Here is a 26762-nt window from a genome sequence, read left to right as displayed (position 1 = left end):
AAATAGGCTTTTTTTTATTACATCAATTTATTGTAGCTTAATTCAAAATAAAATATGAGAGCTTTAGTTATTTCTGGGGGAGGAAGCAAAGGAGCGTTTGCCGGTGGCATCGCAGAATATCTCATTTCTGAATGTGAAAATAAATATGATTTATTTCTAGGAACTTCCACAGGGAGTTTACTCGTCCCCTTGCTCTCTATCGGTGAAATTTCAAAGCTTAAAGAAGTTTACACCTCTGTTTCTCAAAGGTCAATTTTTAGCCGAAACCCCTTTATCATCAAAAAGAAAAACGATGGATTTGAAATCAAGATGAATCATTTCAATATTCTTTTGGGATTTCTAAAAGGGTCGAGAACCTTTGGAGAGAGTAAGTCTCTAAGACAATTGATTTTGAATACGCTCACCCCTGAGTTTTTTGAACAAATGAAGTGGCAATCTGAAGACGTGGTCGTTACGGTATCCAACATTAGCCTGGGGCAAGTGGAATATAAATCCCTGAAAGACTTTAGTAGAGAAGAATTCTGCGATTGGATTTGGGCTTCCGCGAACATGATTCCCTTTATGAGCCTGGTTAAAAAAGATGGATTTGATTATGGCGATGGCGGTTTGGGAAATATTGTTCCCATCTCTGAAGCCATCAACCGAGGTGCTTCCGAAGTAGATGTTATTGTTCTTAAAACCGAAAAGCAATACCAGAAAAAGCCTGTAAGCAATGCATTGGAACTGACCACAAGAGTCTTTGACTTTCTTCTGGACCAAATCATAAGGAACGATCTTGCTTTAGGAAAATTAAGGAGCAAACATGAACACGTGAATCTAAATTTCTACCATCCACCAGAAATGCTCACCAAAAACTCATTGATTTTCGATTCTGAACAAATGAAAACCTGGTGGAACATGGGCTATGCGTATGCACAAAAAACCAATCCCTACTGTAAACGTATTGAAACGAAGATGTATAAGTAAATCTTATTTTGTCAGGTTGAGCCCCAGGAAATTTTAGGATTTTATTTAATGCAAAGTGACGTTTTTTATATGTTTTAGCATCGAGCGGAGTCGAGATGTAGATGGTTCTCGACTCCGCTCGAACTTAAACAGAATAGTCTTAATTTCAGCAACTTACACGAAAACGTCATTGGTAGTGTTTTTCTTGTCTGTTAAGAAAAGAAAAATGTATCGAGATCTAGAGTTACAATTAGTATTAGGCATAGATTTCACTCAAAGACTCACAGACTGAGGGCTCACAAACTCATCAGCTCCTTAAACCTTAACCAGCATTTTCCCTTTGTTTTTACCTTCAAAAAGGTCTAAAAAGGCTTGGGGAATGTTATCAAATCCTTCCTGAATGGTTTCTTCATAATGAAGCTTCCCTTCTTTAAGCCATTCGGCTAACTGTTGAATTCCTTCAGGATGTCTGTCTTTATAATCGAAGATGACAAAGCCTTGCATAGACGAACTCTTTTTGATTAAAAATGGCTGTACACTGGTACTTTTAGGTAATTCTGTTTTGTTATAAACTGAGATGGCACCACAAACCACGGTTCTCGAAAATTTGTTGATGTTATAAAGCACAGCTTCTGAAATTTCTCCTCCCACATTATCATAATAGACGTCTACCCCTTCCGGACAGGCTTTGGCGATGGCTTGAGTCATGTTTTCTGTAGTTTTGTAATTGATACCCTCGTCATAACCGAATTCTGAGGTAATCATCTCTATTTTCTTGTCGGTACCTGCAATACCAACCACACGCATTCCAAGTATCTTCCCGATTTGTCCAACCACAGTTCCCACTGCACCTGCAGCACCAGAAACAAGAAGCGTTTCCCCTTCTTTGGGTTTTCCAATATCGGTAAGACCAAAATAGGCTGTAAGCCCTGTCATTCCTAAAACACCAAGATAAGCTGAAAGCGGTGCTTTGCTGGGGTCAACCTTTTTTACGTTGTCGGCATTTGCAACTTGCTTTTCCTTCCACTCCAGCAGTCCAGTCACAAAATCTCCTGAGCTCAAATTGGAAGATTTGGACTCTACAACTTCGGCTACACAGCCAGAGACAACTGGTTTATCAAGCTCAAAAGGTTCTATGTAGGATTCTGCATCTATCATTCTTCCTCTTAAATAAGGATCTACCGATACGTAAGTGGTCTTGAGCAAAACTTCGCCGTCTTTGAGTTCCGGAACTTCAGAAGTTATAAAGTCAAAATCGGAGAGTTCAGGTTTCCCTTTGGGTCTTTTTTTTAAGGTGATGGTTTTTGTCGTTGGCATAATTTTTTAAATTTGATTTGATTAAACTTAAAGTAATTTACTTTGAGCTGATGAAAATTTGGATAAAATATCATGTGATTAAAACCCTTCCAGCACAATTTTGCCCTTGGCTTTACCAGATTCCAGCAATTGATGCGCTTTCCTTAAATTCTCTGCATTGATGCTTCCAAAATGTTCCCCTCGGGTTGTTTTGATTGTCCCCTCATCAACGAGCTCAGATACTTTATTCAGAATATGATGCTGTTCAATCATATCCGGGGTTTTAAATAGAGACCTTGTAAACATCAGTTCGTAATGAATGGAAACCGACTTAGGCTTGAAAGAGGTTGCATTAATCACTTTGGGATCATCGATAAACCCAAACTTACCTTGTGGGTTAATCACTTTTACAATATCCTCAAAATGCTGTCCTGTGGCATTGATGCCTATGACGTAATCGGCTTCGGGAAGTCCTTCTTTTTCAAACTCCTGGCTCAGTGCATTGCTGTGGTCGATCACCACATCCGCTCCCAGCTCCTTCAGCCAGTTTCTCGTCAGGTCTCTGGAGGCGGTACCGATAACTTTCAATTTAGTTAGCTTTTTGGCCAACTGAACCATGATGGACCCCACACCACCAGCAGCACCGACAATCAAAATACTTTTACTTGAATCTTCTTTATCCACCTGCACTCTATCAAAAAGCATTTCCCAGGCGGTCAGGGATGTTAATGGCATTGCTGACGCCTCTGAGAACGACAGGCTAGCCGGTTTTTTACCTGCGATTCTTTCATCCACCAACTGGAATTCGGCATTGCTCCCCTGTCTTTTCAACTCTCCGGCATACCAGACTTCGTCTCCAACCTCGAAGAGAGTCACTTCTTCTCCGACTTCTTTTACGATTCCTGCAGCATCCCAACCTATAATTTCCCACTGCTCGCCACTTGGCTTTCTATTTTTTCTGATTTTGTAGTCGACCGGATTAACGGATATGGCCTTCACTTCTACCAAAAGATCTTTGCCCTTGGCTTCGGGTTCTGGTATCTCAATGTCCTGAAGTGCATTTTTGTTTTCTATGTCTAGATTTTCCTTAAATCCTATAGCTTTCATATCTGCTGTTTTATGTACTAATCTAGGCTTATAAATTTAGAAAGCCTGTTATAGGATGTATAAAAGTTAGAAGGGTTGAAAGTGCTGATAATGCCGAAAACAGCCTCAAGCTCCTAAGCCCTTGTCTTACGTTGTGTTTCTAAAAGTGTCCCCACTCACATCTTCAATTCCACGCTAAGTTCGCTAAGCTTTTCGCAAAGACCGCCAGAATAACCCATAAGCTTTGCTCACTTTGCGTTTTTAGCTTTGCCCGCTTTGCGTGGAAAGACTTCACCTATTGCGGGAGAAGAAAAATCTTCAGAGTTCTAACACCTTCATAAAAAAACAAATTAAAAATAGCACGCCAAGTTCGCTAAGTTTATCGCAAAGGCCGCCAAAATAAACCCATACGCTTTGCGCACTTTGCGTTTTTCCTCTTTGCCCGCTTTGCGTGAAAAAAGGACACCTATTATGGGGAGAAAAATAAGCTTCAGGATCCTAACCCCTTAATAAAAAAGATAGATTCAAAAGATCACGCCAAGTTCGCTAAGTTTTGCGCAAAGGCCGCAAAAATAAACCCATACGCTTTGCGCACTTTGCGTTTTTCCTCTTTGCCAGCTTTGCGTGAAAAGACTTCACCTATTGCGAGAGAACAAAAATCTTCAGGATTCTAACACCTTCATAAAAAAACAAATTAAAAATAGCACGCTAAGTTCACTAAGCTTTTGCAAAGACCGTAAAAGATGTCTGTTTGCCCTTTGCCCACTTTGCGTTTTTAGCTTTGCCCGCTTTGCGTAGAAAGACTTCACCTATTGCGGGAGAAGAAAAATCTTCAGAGTTCTAACACCTTCATAAAAAAACAAATTAAAAATAGCACGCCAAGTTCGCTAAGTTTATCGCAAAGACCGCCAAAATAACCGGAAACACTTTGCGCACTTTGCGTTTTTTGTCTTTGCCAACTTTGCGTGAAAAGATATTGTCTTGTTTTTTGACTGAAAAAATATCATAAATAAAAAAGCCCTCCGGAAGGAAGGCTTTGTACCTAGGGCGGGAATCGAACCCGCACATCGTAAGATACTGGGTTTTGAATCCAGCGCGTCTACCAATTCCGCCACCTAGGCATTTTGGAACTGCAAAAATATAAAATTATTTGTTTCCTTACAGAAAATAGTGAGCTTATTTACATCCAACTTCAATTATTTATCTAAATTTGCAATCCATAAATCGAATATCCCTCAAAAGGTCAATTAGTTATGGCAGACGTAGAAAAAGTCGCAAAAATTTTTGCTTGTTCCCAAAGTACTTCATTAGCCAAGTCTATTGCAAAATCCTATGGTATCCCCTTGGGCAACGTCAATACGATGCATTTTAGCGATGGAGAATTTCAACCTTCTTTCGAGGAGAGTGTGCGTGGTTCGCGAGTTTTTATCATTGGCTCTACGTTTCCAAATTCTGACAATTTGATGGAAATGCTCTTGATGCTGGATGCCGCCAAGCGGTCTTCAGCAAGACATATCACTGCAGTTTTGCCCTATTTTGGTTGGGCCAGACAGGATAGAAAAGACAAACCAAGAGTTCCTATTGCAGCCAAAATGGTAGCTAAAATGCTGGAAACAGCTGGAGCGACTAGAATTATTACTATGGATCTTCACGCAGATCAAATCCAGGGCTTTTTTGAAAAACCTGTGGATCATCTGTTTGCTTCCACCGTATTTTTACCTTATTTAAGAAATCTAAATCTGGAAGATCTCACCATTGCTTCACCAGATATGGGCGGTTCTAAAAGAGCTTATGCCTATTCTAAATTTTTAGAAAGCGATGTCGTTATCTGTTATAAACAAAGAGCCAAAGCCAATAAAATTTCTCATATGGAATTGATTGGAGATGTGACCGGGAAGAATGTGGTCCTTGCAGATGACATGGTAGATACGGCAGGAACCTTGACTCACGCGGCTAATCTGATGATGGAAAGGGGTGCAAAAAGCGTAAGAGCTATTTGTTCTCACCCAGTCTTATCGGGGAATGCTTATGAGAAGATTCAAGACTCCAAACTAGAAGAATTGATTGTTACGGACAGTATTCCGTTGAAAAAAGACAGTCCAAAAATAAAAGTACTTAGCTGTGCCGATTTGTTTGCAGATGTGATGAAAGCCGTCCATTATAACAAATCCATCAGTGGTAAGTTTTTAATGTAGTTTAATTTAATTTAATTTTTTTATGAAATCGATTACGATCAAAGGATCTAAAAGAGAAAGCGTAGGCAAAAAAGCTACGAAAGCCTTACGTAATGCTGGAGAGGTCCCTTGCGTTATTTACGGGGGGGATAATATCGTGCATTTTGCTGCGCCAGAAGTGTCTTTCAACAAGTTGATTTACACTCCCGATGTACACACTGTAATTGTTGACCTTAATGGTAACAAGACCAATGCTGTACTTCAAGACATTCAATTCCACCCTGTGACAGATGAAATTCTGCACATTGATTTCTATGAATTCCACGAAGGACAAGAAATTACTATGGAAATTCCTGTTCACTCTGAAGGTATTCCAAAAGGTGTGAAAAATGGTGGTGTGTTAAGGTTTAACTTAAGACGTATGACTGTGAAAGGTATGGCAAAAAATCTTCCAGATTATATCGTTGCTAACGTAAGTCCACTTAAAATTGGACAGAAATTATACGTTACAGCGGTTACTAGTGAAGATTATAAAATCATGCACCCGGATAACACAGTAATTTGTCAGGTAAGAACTTCTAGAAACGTTGCACTCATCGGTGTTGATGAAGACGAAGATGAAGATGATGAAACTGTAGAAGGAGAAGAAGGAGCTGAAGGCGAAGCTACTGAAGGAGGTGAAGAAAATGCTGAAGAAAGCAAAGAATAAATCACCGATTTATAATTTACTTAAAGCATCCTGTTTTTCAGGATGCTTTTTTATTTTTACAAAAAATGTGAATGAGAGCTTTTTTTGCCAAACTTTTATCCAGAGACAAAATAGAAGACAAAGACCCTATGAAGAAGTTGTTGATTGTTGGACTTGGTAACCCAGGACCAAAATATGAAAATACAAGACACAATATTGGATTCAAAGTTCTGGATACCTTAGCCGAGAAAAGAGAAATTATTTTTGAAGCAGATCGCTATGGTGATAAAGCAGAGTTTAATTTTAAAGGCCGAAAATTTATACTTATCAAACCGAGCACCTTCATGAATTTAAGCGGCAAAGCGGTCCGCTATTGGTTAGATAAAGAAAATATAGCTATCCAAAATTTACTGGTGATCACAGATGATCTCAACCTCTCGTTTGGAACTCTAAGGCTCAAAGCCAAAGGAAGTGATGGTGGCCATAACGGATTAAAAAATATCCAGGATCTGCTCCAAACAACAACCTATCCCCGATTTAGATTCGGTATAAGCGATGAGTTTTCAAAAGGCCGTCAGATAGATTATGTGCTTAGCGAATGGACTTCAGAAGAAAAAGAAGCCCTAAAGGAACGCCTGGAGACCTCATCAGAATTAATACTTTCATTTGGAACCGCTGGCATTCAAAATACGATGAACAGCTTTAACGGAAAATAGACGCACGTGAAGATTTATAATAATGTTTCAGAATTCGATTCTTCAATACCCACGGTAGTGACCATCGGTACTTTTGATGGAGTGCATCTTGGACACAGGAAAATCATTCAACGTCTTGTGGATTCTGCCAAAAAAGAATCTCTCCAAACAGCCCTGCTCACTTTCTACCCTCACCCGAGAATGGTGTTGCAGCAAAGCTCAGATTTAAAGTTAATCAATACCATTGATGAGCGAAAATTGATTCTGGAGGAAACAGGCTTAGAACACCTCATCGTTCATCCGTTCACCCTCGAATTTTCAAGGCTTACCGCCAGAGAATACGTGGAAGATATTTTAGTGAAGGGATTGAACGCCAAAAAGATTGTCATAGGTTACGACCACCATTTTGGAAGAAACAGAACTGCAGATATTGAAGATTTAAAAGCCTTCGGAAAAGAATTCGATTTTGAAGTAGACGAGATTTCAAAACAGGATATCGAAGATGTGGCGGTGAGTTCTACCAAGATCAGAAGGTCTCTTGAGGAAGGTGACCTTGAAAAAGCAAATGAATATCTTACACGTCCCTTTTTTCTTTCTGGTGACATCGTCAAAGGAAAAGGACTGGGAAGAAACATGGGGTATCCCACAGCCAACCTTAAGGTTAAAGAATCCTATAAATTGATTCCAAAAGAAGGCGTTTATGTGGTGGCTTCTATGATAGACGGTGATAAACGTTTCGGTATGATGAACATTGGAACCAACCCTACAGTAGGCGGACAGGAACGAAGCATAGAAACCTATTTCTTTGATCTGGACATGGATTTATACGGTAAACACCTTCATATTCAACTTTTGAAACGCATACGAAGTGAGGTGAAATTTGATGGCTTGCAAGCTTTGATCAAAGCCATGAAAGCAGATGAAATTTTTGCCAGAAATTATATAAAATCAGGGAATACCAATGAATAGGCTTCTCTTTAAGCAGGTTGATAACTCTCCACTCATCGTGTTCAGGGTTTTATTCGGTTTGCTTATAGCTTTGGAAGCCTGGGGAGCTATTGCCACGGGATGGGTAAGGCGAACGCTTATAGAACCCCAGTTCACCTTCAATTTTATTGGTTTTGATTTTCTGCAACCCTTACCCGGAGCTGGTATGTATGTCTATTTTGGGCTGATGGGCTTGTTCGGGATTTTCGTGATGCTGGGTTTCAAATACAGATTCAGCGTTATTGCTTACACCCTGCTTTGGACCAGCGTTTATTTGATGCAAAAAACCTCCTATAACAACCATTATTACTTACTAATCCTCCTTCTTATTTTCATGTGCATCGTTCCCGCACACAGATATTTTTCTCTTGATGCAAAAAGCAATCCAAGCCTGAAATCCATCAGCATGCCCAATTGGGTTGTGCTGTTGATTATAGGACAAATGTGGATTGTATATACTTACGCCAGTCTGGCAAAACTGTATCCAGACTGGCTGGATGGAACTTTTGCCGAGCTTTTGATGAGCGGGAAAGCCCACTATTGGCTCATCGGTGATTTACTTCAGGAAAAATGGGTTCATGTAAGTATTACTTACGTCGGAATTTTATTTGATTTGCTTGTCGTTCCCTTGTTGTTATGGAAACGAACCAGAGTGGTTATGTTTTGGATAAGCGTGTTTTTTCATTTGTTCAACAGCATTGTATTTCAAATTGGGATTTTCCCATACATGTCACTGGCGCTTACGGTTTTCTTCTTTCCTAAAGAATACATCAACCGAAAATTTTTAAAGTTCAAAGCTTTCTATAGTCATTCTGAGATTGAAGTTCCCAGGCTAGCACCCTACTTCAAAGGATTTTTATTGATCTGGTTTAGTATACAGCTCTTACTGCCTGTCAGGCATCATTTTATTGAAGGTAATGTCTTTTGGACAGAAGAAGGTCATAGAATGAGCTGGAGGATGATGCTTAGGTCTAAAGGCGGTTCTGCAAGTTTTCAAGTGAAAAATTTGAATACAGGCAAAACAGAATACGTGAACCTCAGTGACTATTTAACCCTAAAACAACGACGAACACTCTTAAAACCGGATGGCATCTGGCAGTTCACCCAAAAGCTAAAAAAAGAATATGCGGCAAAAGAAATTCCGGTGGAGATTTATGCGCGGATAAAAGTGGGGCTTAACGGCAGAACACCTGACTATCTAGTCGACCCCAAACTAGATTTGACTAGTATTGAATGGAATTACTACACCCATAACGACTGGATTTTACCACTAGCTGAATAAGATTGGTGAGCCTGCCTGCGTTCCTTGGCAAAGGCAGGTCGTGAGTCAAAATTAAAAAACTGAACACCCAAAGTCATACCTTTTTAGATAGCTTTATCCCTAATTCTCTAGACGTCCACGTCATGCTGATTTCTTTTCCTACTGAAACTTGAGAGTGATCAAATTCTGGTGCAGGCAGATTAAATTCTTTGGCTTTTCGTGTGTAAAACTCTTCTTTTGAAAGCTGAATTTCTTCAACTCCATGGAAAACCTTTCCGAATTTTTTCTGCTGAATGATCTCTGAAATCAATAAAATACAATGCTCCAAATGAATCAAATTCACGGGAGCCTCAGGGTTTTTAATCCCTGTTTTCCCTGAAAGGTAGTTGACGGGATGCCTCTCTTTTCCAACTAAACCTCCAAATCTGATCACACTGGTTTTAACCTCGTTCAAATTCAAAAGCAGCTGTTCAGCCTGAATGAGCTGACTCTCCTCCACCTCCCCTGGTGTAAATCTATAATGCTCGGTAAACGACGGATAGGATTCATGGTCCTTAAACACAGCAGAGGAACTGACATAGATAATGTTCTTGACTTTTGAATCTGATATAGATGTAGTAAATCGTTCTAATTTTGAGACAAAATCAGAATGAGGATGCCGTCTTAAGCCAGGCGGAATAGCGATGATTAAAAGCTCTGAGCCTTCCAAAAAGCCGCTGATGTTACCAATAAGCCTGTCTTCCTGAAGTTCGATGTTGTAAGCTTGCACACCTTCTGCTTCCAGGTTTTTCATTTTTTCTGAAGAGGTTGTAGAGCCTTTAACCTCCCAGCCGTTCTGTATTAAATGTTTGGCAAGAGGTAAGCCCAACCAGCCACAGCCCAGAATAGATATTTGTTTTTGCATTAAAAAGTCAATTTTTGTTTGGTGATTACAGCATCGTTTACCACAAAGGGCTTGGGAATTTTATTTTTGGGTCTGTTTTTGACAGACAAATCCGGATGGGATAATAAATCGAAACTGATTTCATCAATAATAAATTCTAAGTCTTGATCTTTGCCGATTTCAAATTCAAAATATAAAGCCTCCTGGTTGACTACATAATAGTCAATAACATTGGTCTTGAAACGGTTTTGATGAACATGATAGGCTTTGGATTTTTTTTCTTCTTCATAAAAATCTGCCACTTCACCATTGACTTCAAAAGACTTAAAGTTAGCCATAGAGGTTTCCGAAACCACAATTCTGTTCAGGTCCCTGTTGAAATTTAGTCTGACTCTAAATTTTTTCAAGTAAGGCAAAGAAGCCTCTAAGGTATCGATTTGAATATCAGAACTTGGAACTGAAACCAGCGGAGCAGCCGAGGACTTGGTATAATCTGTAGTGTATTTACTTTGGTAATCAATTGTAGTAGCTGAGTCTGTATAGGTTTCAAAATAAGGCGAAGTCCATGAGTCTAATTCATCGTCGTAAGTGTTCCAGGTTGAAGTGTTTGTTTCCTTATTCACAGTATAAACCAGACTATTGGGGCCTGGCCTATCTTCTGTAAATTCTGAATTCAAGTGCGCTCTTATGAAAAAACCAATAGCTAGCAGCAAAGCCATGGTTGCTACTCCCTTTTTCGTTGAAAAATAGCCAAATACAGGAAGTAAATTTCCAAAAAGCAAGACCGTAAAAACAGCACTTATCACACTCATTTTAAGTCCAAGTCCAACAGGGAAAAACTGAATAAATGGGGCTATTATACTTAGTGAAGGCAGGATCAAAATCAGAAGAAAAAGATAGGAAGGCACTTGAAAACGTATCATTAAGAAAAAAGCGAAGAGTGTAAAAGCTAATGGGATAATGAAAAAAGCAGCTCCTTTCAAAAAGATATTGAGTAAGAAAATGACAATAAACCATGTCAATATCGGCGCTACCAGAGCATTTCTTGGGTTGAGTTTATCATCGTATAACTGGTAAATCGTAAATGATATGAATAAGCTGAGTACCACAAAAACAAAGATATAATCGTGGCCATTATAAGTGAATCCCTGCAAAATAGAATCGTATTCCGGGTATAAATTGAGAAGAAACTGCCATCCAAAATAAGTGACTAACCCAGAGATAATCAAACTTAAAAACCAGGGCACAAATCCTAAAAAGACTTCTCTTCTGTTTAAAGAATTGATTTTAAATCCGAAGAAAAGCAAAGCTAGAAATAAGACAAATGCAATCGAATAAATCACCCAAACCCAGGAAAACGGATAATGAAAAAGCCCCAGGCCAGTTAGAGTAAAGTACACATCATCCTGCTCTGATGTTAAATCTGATAAATCCGAATTTGAAAATTTAGCTAAAGTAGCTGTGAGATAATCTCCCTGATGGGCCAGCGACCTTTTATCCAGACGCTCCGGAACATCTAGAGCCGTATGGTAATCGTAATGGTCGTCTATAAACGCAAAAAAGAAGCTGGGTATATCAGCAATTTCCCTAAAAACAGTGGAATCCGTATCGTTGGGCAGTAACTTATATACGCTATACATCAGCGAATTGGCAAGTGGATGTTCTCCCTGAGCTTCACTAAAAAGGGCAATCAAATTGGAATTGCCGTAGTTGGTTTCTACAACCATATTGCTAGGGCCTCCGCTACCTCTGGATTCAAAATTAAGAACCAGACCTACCTCATCTATCCAGGGATGTTCTTTTGCGAAAAGTTCTGCTCCAGTTAGCCCGACCTCCTCACCATCAGTAAAAACGATAATAATGTCATTTTGAAATGAAGCGTCTGAAGCTTTAAAAGCCCTCAAAGCTTCCAAAATAGCAGCTACACCAGAGGCTGCATCGGCTGCTCCAGAGGAGGAGTGTACTGCCGAGTCGTAATGACTTAGCAATAAAAGTGCCTTGGAGTTGGCTTGCGGGTTACTGGCTGGCAACCTCGTAATGATATTTTCTGGAGCCGTAAGTACACCTTCTTTTGACAACACAAAACCCTGCTGAGTCTGCACTTCGAGATTCATTTTCTGAAGCGCGTTGACGATATAATTTCGTTTTTTATTATGGGCTTTCGACCCTATATAATGGGGCTGATCACCAATCTTCTTGACATGTTCAAAAGCTCTTAATGTAGAAAATTCGGTTTTTTGAGTAGATAAATCGGTAATCACCGAAGGGTATAAATCATAAAAGATATACCAAACTGAAGCTGCAATCAACAGCAAGCAAATAATGTCTTTATAAGCTCTCTTCCTCATTAATCTCGTTTTACTATAGCATAATAATCATCTTCCAAAGGTAGGTAACCCTGGTCGTAAACAAAGTAATAAACTCGACCTGTTTTTGTAGTGTAAAGGCTCGTAAAATAGGTGAAGTTAAAGCCTTTTGAAATCAATTTATCTCTGGTAGTTTTCGTCTTTTGATCTGTATTGATGCTTTTTAAGATTCTGTAGTTTTTTTTGAGTCTGTTATTGATGTTCCTTACAATTTTTGTAGAATCACTGTTAAGCCGATTGTTATACGTACTCCTACAATAGTCGGAACAGTACTTTTTATCTATTCTTCCCGTAATGGGTTCTCCGCAAGAAAGGCATTTGACTTTTTCCATAACAGGCGTATTACTATATAGTAAATATAAAAAAATCCCTCAACTTAAAAGATGAAGGATTTTGCTTAGAATTTTTAATTACTCAACCACCTTAGAATCATACCGTCTATTTTCTTGGTGTTTTTTTTCATTACAATCGCCTGTGCCATCCTTGACAGGCTCTGTTTAAAAGCTACAGATTAAGTACAATTTAGTGCTTCAGCGAAAACAGCTTATGAAATTTAAAAGAATAGTATAGTAGCGATCTCAGGACATAACTTTTGGAAATCTTAAATTAAGAATAGAACTGAAGTATTTTTCATAATTTTGTAAATCAAATTTTTATATGCTAGACGCTCAAAATACAACTTACGAAACTGCTGTCCTTATTGGGATTGTGAATCAATTTCAAAATGAAGAAAAATCCAAGGAGTATCTCGATGAACTCGAATTCCTAACGTATACAGCTGGTGGTGAAGTCATGAAACGCTTTCAACAAAAGCTGGATGTGCCTCATCCTAAAACGTTTATAGGGAAAGGAAAACTTGAGCAGGTAAGAGAATATGTAGAAGAACACGAAATTGGCACTGCTATTTTTGATGATGAATTATCTCCTGCACAGCAAAAAAACATTGAAAAGATATTAAAATGTAAAGTTGTAGACAGAACTTACCTTATTCTGGACATTTTCGCTCAGCGTGCTAAAACCAGCTATGCGAGTACACAGGTAGAGCTTGCTCAATACGAATATTTACTACCAAGACTTGCCGGTCTATGGACCCACCTTGAACGTCAACGTGGTGGTATTGGCATGCGTGGCCCGGGTGAAACTGAAATTGAAACCGATAGACGTATCGTAAGAGACAAAATTACCCTGCTTAAGAAAAAACTGAAAACCATAGATAAGCAAATGGCTGTTCAGAGAGGAAATAGAGGGAGTCTTGTAAGAGTTGCTTTAGTTGGCTATACCAATGTTGGTAAATCAACGCTGATGAACGTAATCAGTAAAAGTGAAGCCTTTGTAGAAAATAAATTATTCGCCACTTTGGACACAACAGTCAGAAAAGTAGTGATTAGAAATCTTCCCTTTCTGCTTACAGATACCGTAGGGTTCATCCGAAAGCTTCCAACTCAGCTGGTAGAGTCTTTTAAATCTACTCTAGATGAGGTAAGAGAAGCAGATTTACTTTTGCATGTTGTCGATATTTCTCACGAAAATTTTGAAGATCACATCGAGTCCGTCAACGGCATTTTGGATGATATCGACGCCAGAGATAAACCCGTCATCATGGTATTTAACAAAATAGACAGTTACGAACCGGAAACTATCGATGATGACGACCTGATGGTGGAACGCTCTTATCAACACTACACTTTGGAAGAATGGAAAAAAACCTGGATGCAGAGACAAGGGGATAATGTCTTGTTTATTTCTGCAACAGAAAAAGAGAATATTGAGGAGTTTAGAAAAAAAGTTTACGAAACGGTAAGAGATATTCATATCACCCGTTTTCCTTACAATAATTTTCTATATCCGGAATATGATGCATATACTGGCGATTTGGAAGAAGACTAAGTAGTTAACTGAAGAAAGGAAGCAACTCTTTCTTCTTTTTTAAGTCATTTAGTTTATCAACACTTATCGGCTTTTCAACAAACCCAATGACTGCAGCATAGGATTCTGCTTTTTCTTTATCTGTAGGGTCTATAGAAGAAGTCATTACAAATATGTAACAATACTTATCGAGTCCTTTTTTCTTTAACTCCTCCATAAAGTCCCAACCATCAAGTTTTGGCATATTGAGGTCTAGAAAAATGACAAACTTTTTGTCTTCAGCTTTATACTCAGAGATATAAGTTAAAGTTTCATTCGCATCCTCAAAAGATTTTGGCGAACTACTAAATTCTGAGTGATTCATCATCTTTTCATGAATAAAAAGTACCATTTTATCATCATCGACATTTAAAACTTCAAAATCCATTCTCAATTTATTTTTTGGGTTTAATTTGTTTTGCTTTTTTGGAGACAGATCTTATCACATCATCCAGTTCTTTTACAGTTTTTTCAATTTCTTTAATGAGGAACTTCTGCTCATCCTTAGAGGTTGAGTCTGTATTTAATAACTCAATAATACCTAAAATTTTTGATGCGGGTGAACGCATTTCATGTGAATGTTCCCAGGCAATTTCCTCAAGTTTCTTGTTCTGTTCTGAGAGAGCTTCAAAATGATTTAAGCGCTCTGTAATGTCGTTAGCGACAACCAACATCGCCTTTTGGTTTTGAAAATCGATAGTTTTTACTATAATTTCAGCTTTTATCTCGTCTCCCGATTTCTTTTTATAAAGAAAATAGTCCTTAAAACTGTATTTATTTTTATGACTGGTTTCTTTCAATGCATCGAGGAAATCATCTTTTTCTTTGGAAAAAAGAATTTGTTGGAGATGCATGGATAAAAACTCTTCCGTATCATATTCAAAAAGTTCTAAAGCTGCTGAATTGGCGTCGAGAAACTTCAACGTGTCTATATTATAGACAAACATAGCTACTGGCGAAAGATGAAAAAGATCACTGTATTTCTTTTCTGATGCTATGATATTAAGGCTTTGCTTTTGTTTTTGAATGGTATAATTTATACTTTTAAACAATGTATTAGGGTTCAATTCATCTTTAAATAAATAATCAGAAACCCCTAATTTTAGAGATTCAATACAAAAATCAAGATTAAGAGAACCTGTAAGAATAATCACCGGAGAGCGACCTGCTAGGTCAATCACTTTCTTTATGAGCGGCTTTCCAGATACATCTGGCAACGTCAAATCCAAAAAAATGAAATCAAATTTAAAATCACTGTTCAGTAGAACTTCAGCATTTTTGTAATTGAAAGAATGATGATACGATAAGTTTTCAAAGCTTTCCTCTAAGTAGTCTTTTACCAAAGTGTAATCTCCCGGATCATCTTCAATAATTAGTACTTCGAGAAATTCTTTGGTTAGGGTCATAATCTTAAAAATTTAGAAGATCATTATATTTATGTTTTTAATATATGGCTTTTTGCAGCGTTTCAACACCTGTCATTCTTATCAGTTCCTGATAAAGTTGTTATAAGTTTTACTCCTGAAATTACCTTCAGGTCTTTATTGTTTTTAAGCAGTTTTAAAAGGCTGCCACCATCTAATTATTTATTTCGGAATAGTGAAACTAAAAACACTTCCTTTGCCCGGTTCTGATTCTACTTCAATATTACCATCTAAATTTAAAATAATTTTTTTACATGCTGCTAACCCCATTCCAACACCAGAGTGGTTGTTTTTGTCTTCTTTATAAAAGGGCTTAAATATTTTTTTACGATTTTGTTTTTGAATGCCAATCCCGTTATCTACAACACTTATTTTCCATTCATCTATTTTATCTTGAATTTCGATTTTAATCCTCAGAGCCCTGTCAGATGACCTATATTTAATAGCATTACCAATAAGATTTCTCAAGACAATAGAAAACAAAGTCTTAGATGTGTTTATTTTTGGTAAGTCTTTATAGTCAATCTCAATGTTTTCTGATTTTATTGTAGGCAAATTTAGATCTATGATATTTTGAATAACAGGTTCAATTTCTACTGCCTCTTTTTCCTCATTAATAGAGGTGAGTTTTGCAAAAGCAAGTATTTCATAGATAAGGCCCGTCATCTTTTCGGTGCTTTGTTGCGCATACTCAATGTACTGCTGTGCTTCATCCCCTAGAGAAGTGCCCGCATCTTGTTGCAAAAGCTCCAAAAATCCCTGAATACTATCCAATGGGTTTTTTAAATCATGCGCAATAGAATAAGCTATTTCTTCAGATTGGCTTTTATGAAGTTGCATCTGAGTATATACTTTTTCGAGCTCTAGTGACTTTCGCCTGGATTCAAACAAGCGTTCTACCAATTTCGTAAGTGACTTTAAAGCATTGATTTGCGACGTAGAAAGCACCTTCGGTTTAGAATCCAAAACACACAGAGTCCCTAAAGCAGACCCTTGTTTTGTGGAAATTGGCATCCCGGCATAAAAAGCTATATTTGGATCTGATGTCACCAATGGATTATCCTTAAACCGCTCATCTTCTTTGGCATCATTTACGATAAGCATTTTCTCTGGTGAATTTATTGCATGGCCACAAAAAGCAACATCTCTTGAGGTTTTATCAATTTCTAAACCGTGTTTAGATTTAAAAAATTGAGTTTTGGAATCTATGAGAGTGACCAAGGAGATTTTGGTCTCGCAAATATCTGAAGCTAATTTGGTGATCAAATCCAGGTCCTCGTCGGGTAAACCTTCAATTAATCTTAAACTATGTAATTCTTTAAGCCGTTCGGCTTCGTTGTTAGGTATGGGTGGTTTTGTCATTTTTTGAGTACTTTTTTAGGGAGTTGTATCAGGAATGTAGTTCCTTCATCTAGCTTAGACTCCAAACTTATTTCACCCCCTAAGTTATTAATTATTTTCTTGACAATGGCCAGACCTATGCCAGTTCCTGAATATTCACCGGGAGCATGTAGCCTTTGGAAAACTTCAAAAATCTTTTCAAATTGCTCTTCGGGAATTCCAATACCATTGTCTTTTACACTGAAGATATGATGGTTTTGACTTTCTTTGTAATCAATTTCTATTAACGGTGCTACATCGTGATGAGCATACTTAATAGAATTTTCAATAAGATTTAGAAAAACCTCTTTTAATTCATCTTCGACAAAAAATATCACAGGAAGATCTCCTGTTTCAATTTTTGCATTTTTTTCCTTAATAGCTTCTTTTAAGAGAAATTCTACTTTCTCTATCACAAGTTTGACATCAACTTTTTCCGGTGTCAACTCTTGTCTCCCAACTTTTGAAAAATTGAGTAAGCCATTGATGATTTGGCGCATTCGTTTAGATCCATCGACTGCAAAAGTAATGTATTCTTTAGCCTTTTCATCCAGATTATCTTTATACTTCTTTTCCAGTCTGGTTAAAAACCCCGTAATCATTCGAAGAGGTTCCTGCAAATCATGAGAAGCTATGTATGCAAATTCCTCTAAATCTTTATTAGACCTGGTAAGTGTTTTAGCTTGCGTTATAAGCTTAGTATTAAGGCTTTCTAAAGTCTTTTGATAATGCCTGTATTCAGATATATCCTGAAGAGAGCCAACCATTCTAATAACCTTACCGTTTTCATCTCTTATAATGGTACCTCTATCTAGAACATATTTATAGGTGCCAGTTTGATTTTTTAACTGGTATTCTTCTCGCCACTCATTTTCTTCTGTTTTTTGTAAAGAAGAATAAAAAGAGTCTTTCACTCTCTTTCTATCTGCTGGATGAATTTTTTCTAACCACACTTCCTCTGCTATTCCAAAATCATCAGGATCGTATCCAAAAAGAGTTTTGAGACCTTTTCCCCAGGTGATCTGTTTTTTTATTACATCAAAATCCCAAACGGCATCTTTTACAGTTTCAGCAAGAATTTTAAATTTTTCGATCTCCGTCTTAAGCTGGCTGAGATTCTCCTTTTTAGCAGTTATATCTCTGCCTACACAAAACACATCATCACCGCCCTCTAAACTGAAAACCGTCCAGTCCATGAGTAATTGTTCTGAATTTTGAGCAACAACACTTATCTCATCAGTAACATATTCTTTATGTTCTCTGGCTTTGTTTAATAATTCAAAAGCCTTTTCTCGATCATCTTCTTTTATAAAATTTGAGAAAGGGGTTGTTAAAAAAAATTCATTGCTGTAGCCTAAAATTTCAGAAGCCCTACTGTTTATCTTTTTCAAATACCCGTTTTTTCCGGCTATACCTAAAAACTCCGGTGTGTTTTCAAAAAAAACAGTCATATCTTTTTCTGTTCGTTTTCTCGAAATCTCATTGGCGAGTTGAATAGAGAATTCCTCAAAAATAGAATCCAATGTCTCTTCTCTTGAATAGGTGTCACGGAATCCAAGAATAACAACTCCCAGACATTTGTCATGGGATCGAATCTGAAACCCGTAACTTAATTTTATGTTGTTTTTTTCTTCTGAATGTGATTCGCTTTCATGAATTAAGAGTTTAGATTCATCAGTTTTAAAAACCTCATTTGCGAAATCTTGTGACCTGTAATCCAAAAGTTCAGAATCGCGATCTACAGACTCACCTTTTTTAAATCTTAAAGATTTTGACAATTCATCTGAATACTGATTCACAAGCCAGAACTCACAAAATTCGGTACCTACAAGACCCTCTATCTTTAATGAAATCTTGCACAACACACTTTCAGTGGAGTCTATACTTTGAAAAGTGCGATGTGTAAAGGCTAAAAGTTCTTTTTTATAGAAGCCTGTTTTTAGTTCATTTACATTTCTATTGACTACCATCCAGTGTGTGTACCAGCCTTCGTCATTTACAATAGGTGTGATAGAAAGATTATTCCAAAATTCAATATCGTTTTTAGTATAGCATAAGATGTCAGCATCTACAGAATTCCACTGACTCAGTTCTGTTTCCAATTTCACAAATGCCTCCTCATTTTTAGGAGTTACAAAAAATTCTTTAGGCGTTTTTTCCAAAACCTGAACAGCATCAAATCCAAATAAACTTTGAAAACTGGAATTGACATAAACAATTTCAGATTCAAGAAAGCTTGTACTCTTTACTTCTGTAACCAGAATAGCATCCTTTGTCCCGTCTACTAACTTTTCTAAAAAATTAAGGTGGTTTTCTCGTTTTAAAGGTTTAGTTATATCTTGTAAAGCACCAACAAGCTTTATAGCTTCTCCATTGTCGTCTCTGACTATGATAAGGTTTTCCCTAACATTGGCATAATTTTTTTGGCTATCCCGAAACCGATAATCAAACGTCCACTTGGAGACTTGTTTATCCTTAAGCGCTTCGTTTAAACTTTCAGAAAAAGAATCTACATCATTAGGGTGTATTTTTGATTCCCAAAATGCTTTTGAAACTTTATTGTTTTTAATTTTATAACCAAAGAGCCGTTTATAGCCATCTCCCCAATACAATTCATTTTCGCTTAAATTCCATTCCCAAACCGCATCCGAACTGGCTCTTGCTGCTAGATCAAATCTTATTTTTGATTTTTCTATTTCCTTCTGAATTCTGTGATTCTTAGTGACGTCGGTCACTGTAGAAATCATAAGGTTTTGATCGTATAAAGGAATATTTTTAGCATTAACTATTTTACGTTTACCTTTTTTGGTGGTAATAGTTAGGTCTTTCCAACTCATTCGTTTTGGGTCACCAGAGGCTATATCGCTTAAAATCATATCCTTGACCTCTTTCCTTACCTGCTCATCGGGATACACTTTTTCAAAAAAGGTAGTCACATCTTTTAAGTCTTCGGATTCCCAACCGTAAATTTTTGAAAATTTACTATTGACATATAAAGTTTTAGAATCTTCCACCGTGTTTACTGAAATTCCTATAGGTAAAGAGTCAAATACATTTTTGAAAAACTGAACACCGGAGGTAGGGTAATTTTGAATCTCATTTTGATGAAATTCAAAGGCAACAAAAATAAAAGTTCTATCTTCAAGATTAAGAGGCTTACATTCAAACTTGTACAACTTATTATCAAAATTGAATTCAATAACATCAGCAAAATCTGATGTTTTCAATTTTTTAATGAACAATGAAACAGCGGCTTTATCAAACTTAAAGGTGACTTTCAAAAAGTCTTCTAAATCTTCCTGTTCTTTAAACTTGTGATCTCGTTTTGATTCAGCCTTCAATTTTTCATTTAGATCAACCACAGTAAATTTATCATGATTCACCGAAATAAGAAACGCAGAAGACTGGAAGAAATTCAATACCTGATTTAGTTGAGAATACGCTTGTAACATGTATTTATATTTATTTGAATTTTTAAAAGATAGGAGTATATTTACTGAAACTCCGTATTAATACATAAATTTAAAAAAAATAAGTACATGCATAGTAAATACATTTTATTTAGCTTTTTGCTTTTCAATTTGTTAGCAACTGCTCAAAAACCTGCTAATTCAGATAAATTTGCACACACCTTTTCCATTGTAGCTCAGGATCCTGCTAGCGGAGACATGGCTGTAGGTGTGCAAAGCCATTGGTTTTCTGTAGGAACGGCTGTTCCCTGGGGGAAATCTGGTGTTGGCGTTGTTGCTACACAATCCTTCGTTAACCAGCGTTATGGGTTTGAGGGCTTACAACTGATGGAAGAAGGACTTTCCGCTGAACAAGCTCTGGAAAAATTGAAAAAGGAAGATGAGGGGGCTGCTTTTAGACAAGTAGCTATGCTTTCCAAAGACGGAAGTATCGCCGCTTTTACTGGCGAAAAATGTGTCGAAGCTGCTTTACATCTTGTAGAAGACAACTACAGTATTCAAGCCAATATGATGGAAGATGAAAATGTGGTTTATGCGATGAGAAAAGCTTACAAAGAAAATTCTGAGCTTCCACTCCCAGAACGCGTAGTCGCTGCTATGAAAGCCGCTCAGGCCAGTGGAGGAGACATAAGAGGCAAGCAATCCTCTGCGCTTATTGTGGTTGAAGAAGATGCTCCTGAACACCCCTGGCTGGACAAAAAAATAGACCTGAGAGTGGAAGATCACAAAACGCCTGTCGAAGAGCTTTCACGTCTACTCAATGTCCACAGAGCCTACGAGTTTATGACCGAAGGCGATGTTGCCATGGAAAATGAAAATGCAAAAGCAGCTTTGGAAGCTTATGAAAAAGCTGAGAACTTATTGCCTGCAAATGAAGAAATTAAATTTTGGAAAGCAGTGGCTTTGGTTAATTCAGACCAGGTTAACAAATCAGTTCCTATATTTGAGCGTCTGTTTATGAATGACAAACGCTGGCAAAGACTTTTAAAACGCCTGCCAGCTTCTAGCTTGATTAGCATAGATAACTCTGCATTAAATTACTTATTAAACTTATAACTCATGAAAAAGTCAATTTTACTATTAATCAGCCTAATATTCATAGCCTGCCACGACTCGCCTAAACTCAGTAAAGAGAAGGATGTTGTAAAAGCTCCTAAATTCGGAATTGTTATTCATGGAGGAGCAGGAGTAATCAAAAAAGAAAACATGACGGATTCTTTGCAAGAAGCCTATGAAGCAAAGCTTGAAGAAGCCATCAACCTTGGACATAAAATACTTTCTGAAGGAGGAACAGCTCTGGAAGCTGTTAAAGAAACCATCAACGTCATGGAAAATTCTCCTTTGTTTAATTCTGGCAAAGGTGCGGTCTTAAACGCTGATGGCATCGCAGAGTTGGATGCTTCTGTTATGGATGGAAAAACCAAAAATGCCGGAGCTGTTTCTGGTGTTCAGCACATCAAAAATCCAATCAATCTGGCTTTAAAAGTCATGAACGAATCAGATCATGTTATGCTCAGTGCAACGGGTGCAGAAGAGTTTGCAAAACTTCACGGTTTAGAATTTGTAGAGAACTCTTACTTCATCACAGAAAGAAGAAGAAAAGCACTGGAGTCTTCTAAAGCGAGAGAACAGGGAGTTTCTTCAAATGAATTCTATCTCAGTAATGAGAAATATGGAACGGTAGGCTGCGCTGCGCTGGATAAGGATGGCAACCTGGCAGCAGGAACTTCAACTGGGGGAATGACCAACAAGAAATACGGTAGAGTTGGAGACTCTCCTATCATTGGAGCGGGTACTTACGCCAACAATAAAACCTGCGCCATCTCAGCTACAGGTCATGGAGAATACTTCATAAGAGGCGTTGTCGCTCATGATATTTCTGCAATGATGGAATATCAGGGCATCAGTTTAGAAAAAGCAGCACAACGCGTTATCCAAAATAAACTTACAGAACTCGGTGGTACTGGTGGCATCATAGGCATCGATAAAAAAGGCAATGTCGTCATGGAATTCAATACTCCCGGCATGTTTAGAGCCGCCAAAAACATGAAGGGAGAAACCGAAATCAAAATGTATAAGGACTAATCGGGTTTAAACCTCAGTTGTTTTTTAGCCATTTCAATATCTGATGTAGGCTGCTGGCAGGTTTTATTTTCACACACGTAAATCACGGTTTCTAAAGAATCCTCAGGTAATTTTTTGGTTAAAAGTTCCAGGTCCTCAGTTTGCCCTCCCAGGAAAATGCAATTGCTTTGGTAATCAGACTGAAGCTCCAGCGCTACTGCCTGGGCTTCATCTCCCATAATGGCAACTTCATAAAAAGGAAATGCCATCCAGCCATATAGAATTTGCCAGTTGGCAGCATAAGGACCAGATTTATAAAGCTTGGGCTCAACCTGTTGCAGCATTTTCCTGGAAGTTTCCAGATAAACTTCATCATCAAATAATTTACCAAGCAAGAAAAGAGACTTTGCCAGTGAAGAATTCGACGCTGGAATCACATTGTCATTGATTTCATAGGTTTTAGATATGAGCTGTTCGCCAGTTTTGGAGGTATATTGAAACATGGAAGAGGATTCCTCCTTGAAGTCCTTAAAACATAGTTCTGCCAGTTGTCTTGCCTTGTTTACATACTCAATTTTAAAGGTGACCTGATACAAATTAATAAGCGCTTCCATCAAAAAGGCATAATCTTCCAGAAAACCGGTGATGGACTTTCCATTTTTATGAGTTCTTAAGAGCTTTTCGCTTTTTATAAATCTGGTCTTGAGTAAAAACTCTGTTGTTGATTCAGCTAATTCTAAATACTCACGAATTTGCTGGGCTTTATAAGCCTCTGTAAGACCAGAAATCATCATGGCATTCCAGGAGGTAATGATTTTGTCATCCAAAGCTGGACGAACTCTCTTCTGTCTATGCGCATGTAGTTTTTCTTTTAAGTCTTCAAGTTCACGTTCAAAAGATTCAATAGCCAAATTTTTAGCTTTGGCATAATCTTGAGGCGTTTGTTCAGCAAAAAGAATATTTTTTGGCGATTCCCAATTCCCACGTTCTGAGCAATTATAATAGCCTTCAACTAAAGCTAGTTCTTTTTCAGAAAGCAGCTGAGAAAGCTCTTTATACCGCCACACATAATATTTGCCTTCTTCCCCTTCACTATCGGCATCCAAGGCTGAATAAAAGCCGGCTTCAGGATGTTGTAATTCTCGTTTTACAAAAGCTATGGTATCTGCAATCACCTTTTTGTAATGTGGCTCTGGAAACAATTTATAAGCATTGGCATATAAACTTAAAAGCAAAGCATTGTCATACAGCATCTTCTCAAAATGGGGTGCAAACCATTTATCGTCCACAGCATATCTTGAAAACCCTCCTCCTATCTGGTCATATATTCCTCCAAGCGCCATTTCATCAAGAGTTTTAAGCGTAGCCTTAGCAGCAAAATCCTCCTGAGTCACCTTATAATACTGAAGCAAAAATTGCCATGAATTAGACATCGGAAACTTGGGTGCCCCTTTAAATCCTCCATTTTCCAAATCAACACTCTTCTGCCAGTTCAGTATAAAATCACGATAACTGGAAGGTATGAATGCCTTATCCGCTTCAACAGGAGAGAATTCCTGTGACAGCTGTATGCCCTCCGTTAACTTCTCGGCTGTCTCCATCAACTGACCGTAACTATTGGAATAGGCTTTAGCCACGTTAGACAATACCTTTTTCCAGTTGTCTTTTGGGAAATAGGTCGCTGCATAAAAGGGTCTGCCATCCGGAAGTGCAAAGGCATTGAGTGGCCAGCCACCTCGTCCTGTGAGCATTTGCGCAGCCTCCATATAAATATGATCGATGTCTGGTCGCTCTTCCCTATCGATTTTGATACATACAAAAGATGCATTCATCAACTCTGCCACCTCTTCATCTTCAAAAGATTCGTGAGCCATGACATGACACCAGTGGCAAGCCGCATAGCCAATACTTATCAGCAAAGGTTTATTCTCTTGTTTGGCGCGTTCGAGCACTTCCGGACTCCATTCTTCCCAATTTACGGGATTCGCCGCGTGTTGTAAAAGATAAGGACTCGTGGCGTATTTTAAATTATTTTCTTTAGCAGACATGAAATTCTTTTTCTTGAAAATTACATATTTTTTCTTCCTTCTGAATTTAAAGCCGTCTTAAAACTGAAGACTTTAGCAAAAGCCTAAACTTCATCCTAACTTCAATCTTCAGTTTTTTAAAAAAATTGGAAAGCGTTTTTAAATTCTGTATTTTCCACCTAAATAACAAATCAATGATTAATAAAACTGTAAATAACGTAACCGAAGCACTGGAAGGCGTTCAGGACGGCATGACTTTCATGCTTGGAGGTTTTGGTCTCAGCGGTATTCCCGAAAATTCTATAAAAGAACTCGTAAAACGAAATGTAAAAGACGTCACCTGTATCTCCAACAATGCAGGGGTAGATGATTTTGGGCTGGGTCTTCTGCTTAAAAAGAGGCAAATCAAAAAAATGATTTCCTCCTACGTTGGAGAAAACGCAGAATTTGAACGCCAGATGCTTAGTGGAGAATTGGATGTAGAGCTCATACCACAGGGAACGCTCGCCGAGCGATGCAGAGCTGCTCAAAATGGCATTCCTGCCTTCTACACTCCTGCTGGCTACGGCACAGAAGTCGCAGAAGGAAAAGAAGTGAGGGACTTTGACGGTAAACCCCACATCATGGAAAAAGCTTTTGTAGCCGACTTCGCTTTCGTCAAAGCCTGGAAAGGTGATGAGGCGGGTAATTTGATTTTCAAAGGAACTGCCAGAAACTTCAACCCCCTCATGTGTGGAGCAGCAAAGGTCACCGTTGTAGAAGTTGAAGAACTGGTAAAACCTGGCGAACTGGATCCTAATTTTGTTCATATCCCGGGCATTTTCGTACAGCGTATTTTTCAGGGAGATGCTTATGAGAAAAGAATCGAGAAAAGAACTACTCAATGACTTAATTTGAAAACCAATTAATTTATCAATGTAAAAATGTAACAGTGAAGCATTTTAGAAATTATAAAACTGAAATCATTTACATTTCAATTATTGATGTAAAAATTTGTTTGTCATAAAAAATAATGCGGTTGAAAAATCAATAGAGTTAGCATTACTGATAATTAAATACTGTGAGCAACTTGAAAAGAATATAAAATTCTTGATTTCAAATCAATTATTAAAAGCAGGAACAAGTATTGGAGCTAGTATTCATGAAGCACAAAATGCAGAGAGTAAAGCAGATTTTATTCATAAAATTAAAATAGCGACAAAAGAATTAGAAGAAACTAAGTATTGGTTATTATTGTGTAAAAAATCTAATTCATACCCAGATGACAACTTACAATTAACTGAAAAAACAAATGAACTTGGTTTAATACTATATAAAATATTAAGTACATCGATAAAATCAAAAAAAAATGGATAATTTGACACGTTACTAAACGGGTAGGTTAGCTAATTAAAACATATAGTACATTGTTACACTGATTAATTTTCAAATTAAATAAAATGTTAGATAAAAACGGAATTGCAAAACGAATTGCTCAAGAAGTGCAGGATGGGTATTACGTCAATCTTGGCATTGGCATCCCAACTCTTGTTGCCAATTACGTTCGCAATGATATAGAGTTGGAATTCCAAAGTGAAAATGGAATTTTGGGTATGGGTCCTTTTCCTAAGGAAGAAGAAGTCGATGCCGACCTCATCAATGCGGGAAAACAAACGATTACCGCTCTTCCTGGAGCCAGTTTTTTTGACTCGTCTATGAGCTTTGGTATGATACGAGGACAACACGTAGACCTCACTATTTTAGGAGCCATGGAAGTCGCTCAAAATGGGAATATCGCCAATTGGAAAATTCCAGGTAAGATGGTAAAAGGCATGGGGGGCGCTATGGATCTTGTTGGCTCAGCCAAAAATATAATTGTCGCTATGATGCATACCAACAAGGCAGGCGACTCTAAATTATTAAAAGCTTGCTCCCTCCCCCTTACTGGCGTAGAATGTGTGACCAAAATCGTCACCAACATGGCAGTTTTGGATATCGTGGATAAAAAATTCAGGCTTTTGGAACGCGCACCAGGTGTAAGTATAGAGGAGATAAAAAAAGCCACCGAAGGCGATTTGATCATAGAAGGTGACATTCCTGAAATGTCTATCTAACCAAATGCTTGAAAAACA

The 26762-nt window shown here is 37.8% G+C and carries 22 protein-coding genes and 1 tRNA gene; 12 read left to right on the top strand and 11 right to left on the bottom strand.

All coding sequences use genetic code 11. The features are described from left to right. Positions 1 to 54: 54 nt before the first annotated feature. Positions 55 to 966, top strand: a complete 912-nt coding sequence (locus LB450_RS04260; protein WP_224486616.1) for a patatin-like phospholipase family protein — start codon at positions 55 to 57, stop codon at positions 964 to 966. Between the two features lie 294 nt (positions 967 to 1260). Here LB450_RS04260 and LB450_RS04255 read toward each other — a convergent pair whose 3' ends face one another. The 3 genes from LB450_RS04255 to LB450_RS04245 all read right to left on the bottom strand — a co-directional run bounded on the left by LB450_RS04255 (position 1261) and on the right by LB450_RS04245 (position 4448). After that, positions 1261 to 2262: an NADP-dependent oxidoreductase gene (locus LB450_RS04255; RefSeq protein ID WP_224486615.1), complete on the bottom strand. Its 1002-nt coding sequence runs from the start codon at positions 2260 to 2262 to the stop codon at positions 1261 to 1263. A gap of 78 nt (positions 2263 to 2340) precedes the next feature. Continuing rightward, positions 2341 to 3348 (bottom strand): zinc-binding alcohol dehydrogenase family protein, encoded by a 1008-nt coding sequence (locus LB450_RS04250; protein ID WP_224486614.1) that lies wholly within the window; start codon positions 3346 to 3348, stop codon positions 2341 to 2343. A gap of 1018 nt (positions 3349 to 4366) precedes the next feature. Next, positions 4367 to 4448, bottom strand: a tRNA-Leu gene (locus LB450_RS04245). Positions 4449 to 4580: 132 nt separating this feature from the next. Between LB450_RS04245 and LB450_RS04240 the strand changes: the two genes are divergently transcribed. From LB450_RS04240 to LB450_RS04220, 5 genes are all read left to right on the top strand, one after another. Further along, the gene (locus tag LB450_RS04240) at positions 4581 to 5522 is read left to right on the top strand and encodes a ribose-phosphate pyrophosphokinase (protein WP_224486613.1); all 942 of its coding nucleotides are present in this window, start codon (positions 4581 to 4583) and stop codon (positions 5520 to 5522) included. Between the two features lie 22 nt (positions 5523 to 5544). Beyond that, positions 5545 to 6210 carry a 50S ribosomal protein L25/general stress protein Ctc gene (locus LB450_RS04235; RefSeq protein WP_224486612.1) on the top strand — a complete coding sequence of 222 codons (666 nt, stop codon included), beginning with the start codon at positions 5545 to 5547 and terminating at the stop codon, positions 6208 to 6210. Between the two features lie 71 nt (positions 6211 to 6281). Continuing rightward, the gene (pth, locus tag LB450_RS04230; RefSeq protein WP_224486611.1) at positions 6282 to 6905 is read left to right on the top strand and encodes an aminoacyl-tRNA hydrolase; all 624 of its coding nucleotides are present in this window, start codon (positions 6282 to 6284) and stop codon (positions 6903 to 6905) included. 6 nt (positions 6906 to 6911) lie between these two features. Next, on the top strand, positions 6912 to 7853 hold the full coding sequence (locus LB450_RS04225) for a bifunctional riboflavin kinase/FAD synthetase (protein WP_224486610.1): 942 nt from the start codon (positions 6912 to 6914) through the stop codon (positions 7851 to 7853). Next, complete coding sequence (locus LB450_RS04220; protein ID WP_224486609.1) at positions 7846 to 9153, top strand: HTTM domain-containing protein; 1308 nt, start codon at positions 7846 to 7848, stop codon at positions 9151 to 9153. Before LB450_RS04225 ends, LB450_RS04220 begins: the two co-directional genes overlap by 8 nt. Before the next feature lie 73 nt (positions 9154 to 9226). On the opposite strand, the gene LB450_RS04215 is transcribed toward LB450_RS04220, so the two are convergent. From LB450_RS04215 to LB450_RS04205, 3 genes are read right to left on the bottom strand one after another with little or no spacing between them, the layout of a single operon-like run. Beyond that, positions 9227 to 10036 (bottom strand): NAD(P)-binding domain-containing protein, encoded by an 810-nt coding sequence (locus LB450_RS04215; RefSeq protein WP_224486608.1) that lies wholly within the window; start codon positions 10034 to 10036, stop codon positions 9227 to 9229. After that, positions 10036 to 12363: a M20/M25/M40 family metallo-hydrolase gene (locus LB450_RS04210; protein WP_224486607.1), complete on the bottom strand. Its 2328-nt coding sequence runs from the start codon at positions 12361 to 12363 to the stop codon at positions 10036 to 10038. The genes LB450_RS04215 and LB450_RS04210 overlap by 1 nt, the downstream gene beginning before the upstream one ends. Then, positions 12363 to 12713 carry a hypothetical protein gene (locus LB450_RS04205; RefSeq protein WP_224486606.1) on the bottom strand — a complete coding sequence of 117 codons (351 nt, stop codon included), beginning with the start codon at positions 12711 to 12713 and terminating at the stop codon, positions 12363 to 12365. Before LB450_RS04205 ends, LB450_RS04210 begins: the two co-directional genes overlap by 1 nt. Positions 12714 to 13038: 325 nt before the next feature. On the opposite strand from LB450_RS04205, the gene hflX reads away from it, so the two are divergent. Further along, positions 13039 to 14268, top strand: coding sequence for a GTPase HflX (gene hflX, locus LB450_RS04200; protein ID WP_224486605.1), 1230 nt, complete (start codon positions 13039 to 13041; stop codon positions 14266 to 14268). Between the two features lie 4 nt (positions 14269 to 14272). Here hflX and LB450_RS04195 read toward each other — a convergent pair whose 3' ends face one another. From LB450_RS04195 to LB450_RS04180, 4 genes are all read right to left on the bottom strand, one after another. After that, entirely contained in the window at positions 14273 to 14674 is a 402-nt protein-coding gene (locus LB450_RS04195) for a response regulator (RefSeq protein WP_224486604.1), read from the bottom strand. Positions 14675 to 14681: 7 nt separating this feature from the next. Then, entirely contained in the window at positions 14682 to 15692 is a 1011-nt protein-coding gene (locus LB450_RS04190; RefSeq protein WP_224486603.1) for a response regulator, read from the bottom strand. Positions 15693 to 15872: 180 nt separating this feature from the next. Further along, the gene (locus LB450_RS04185; protein WP_224486602.1) at positions 15873 to 17072 is read right to left on the bottom strand and encodes a GAF domain-containing sensor histidine kinase; all 1200 of its coding nucleotides are present in this window, start codon (positions 17070 to 17072) and stop codon (positions 15873 to 15875) included. Then, positions 17069 to 20542 carry a PAS domain-containing protein gene (locus tag LB450_RS04180; RefSeq protein WP_224486601.1) on the bottom strand — a complete coding sequence of 1158 codons (3474 nt, stop codon included), beginning with the start codon at positions 20540 to 20542 and terminating at the stop codon, positions 17069 to 17071. The genes LB450_RS04185 and LB450_RS04180 overlap by 4 nt, the downstream gene beginning before the upstream one ends. Positions 20543 to 20629: 87 nt before the next feature. On the opposite strand from LB450_RS04180, the gene LB450_RS04175 reads away from it, so the two are divergent. Continuing rightward, complete coding sequence (locus tag LB450_RS04175; protein WP_224486600.1) at positions 20630 to 21616, top strand: DUF1028 domain-containing protein; 987 nt, start codon at positions 20630 to 20632, stop codon at positions 21614 to 21616. A gap of 3 nt (positions 21617 to 21619) precedes the next feature. Then, positions 21620 to 22645 (top strand): isoaspartyl peptidase/L-asparaginase family protein, encoded by a 1026-nt coding sequence (locus LB450_RS04170; RefSeq protein WP_224486599.1) that lies wholly within the window; start codon positions 21620 to 21622, stop codon positions 22643 to 22645. Here LB450_RS04170 and LB450_RS04165 read toward each other — a convergent pair. Then, positions 22642 to 24672 (bottom strand): thioredoxin domain-containing protein, encoded by a 2031-nt coding sequence (locus LB450_RS04165; RefSeq protein ID WP_224486598.1) that lies wholly within the window; start codon positions 24670 to 24672, stop codon positions 22642 to 22644. The two genes, LB450_RS04170 and LB450_RS04165, sit on opposite strands and share 4 nt — an antisense overlap. 173 nt (positions 24673 to 24845) lie before the next feature. Here LB450_RS04165 and LB450_RS04160 point away from each other — a divergent pair, with 173 nt between their 5' ends. The 3 genes from LB450_RS04160 to LB450_RS04150 all read left to right on the top strand — a co-directional run bounded on the left by LB450_RS04160 (position 24846) and on the right by LB450_RS04150 (position 26744). After that, complete coding sequence (locus LB450_RS04160) at positions 24846 to 25538, top strand: CoA transferase subunit A (protein ID WP_224486597.1); 693 nt, start codon at positions 24846 to 24848, stop codon at positions 25536 to 25538. 106 nt (positions 25539 to 25644) lie between these two features. Further along, entirely contained in the window at positions 25645 to 26007 is a 363-nt protein-coding gene (locus tag LB450_RS04155; protein ID WP_224486596.1) for a four helix bundle protein, read from the top strand. A gap of 83 nt (positions 26008 to 26090) precedes the next feature. Then, complete coding sequence (locus LB450_RS04150) at positions 26091 to 26744, top strand: 3-oxoacid CoA-transferase subunit B (RefSeq protein WP_224486595.1); 654 nt, start codon at positions 26091 to 26093, stop codon at positions 26742 to 26744. Positions 26745 to 26762: the final 18 nt, after the last annotated feature.

This window comes from Psychroflexus curvus, from assembly GCF_020164585.1.
GTDB classification, from domain to species: domain Bacteria; phylum Bacteroidota; class Bacteroidia; order Flavobacteriales; family Flavobacteriaceae; genus Psychroflexus; species Psychroflexus curvus.
The sequence above is the reverse complement of the archived record's forward strand: the minus strand, read 5'-3'. Positions and strand labels throughout refer to the sequence as shown.